Origin of the sequence: Pseudomonas sp. HMWF006 (assembly GCF_003061205.1) — a bacterium.
Classification (GTDB): Bacteria; Pseudomonadota; Gammaproteobacteria; order Pseudomonadales; family Pseudomonadaceae; genus Aquipseudomonas; species Aquipseudomonas monsensis.
The window spans coordinates 11,348-11,740 of the sequence record NZ_QAIU01000663.1; the positions used below are offsets into that span (position 1 = coordinate 11,348).

Below are 393 nucleotides of genomic sequence, written 5' to 3' on the forward strand. Positions count from 1 at the left end.
GGCTTGCTGCGGCCACTGTCGGCGGCAGAGCTGTCGGACGGAACATTGCGTTATCTGCTGCTGATCGCCGCGTTGCTGACGCCACGACCACCGTCGTTGATGGTGCTGAACGAACCGGAAACCAGCCTGCATCCGGACCTGTTGCCGGCGCTGGCACGATTGATCATCCGTGCATCGCAGCAGTGTCAGGTGTGGGTCGTGTCCCATGCGCGACGGTTGATTTCGGCGCTGCAGGAAGACCCGGAGTGCAATTGCATTGTGCTGGAGAAAACCCTGGGACAGACCGGGATTGTCGGGCAGCGAGTGCTGGATGAACCGGCGTGGAACTGGCCGGATTAAAAGCCCCTCACCCTAACCCTCTCCCGGAGGGAGAGGGGACTGATTGGGGGATGC

General features: G+C 61.8%; 1 protein-coding gene. It reads left to right on the forward strand.

Annotated elements, in window-relative coordinates; translation table 11 throughout:
- A partial coding sequence (locus DBR24_RS34660) for an AAA family ATPase (protein WP_256592044.1) occupies positions 1-339 on the forward strand: 339 nt, incomplete at its 5' end.
- Positions 340-393 lie beyond the last annotated feature (54 nt).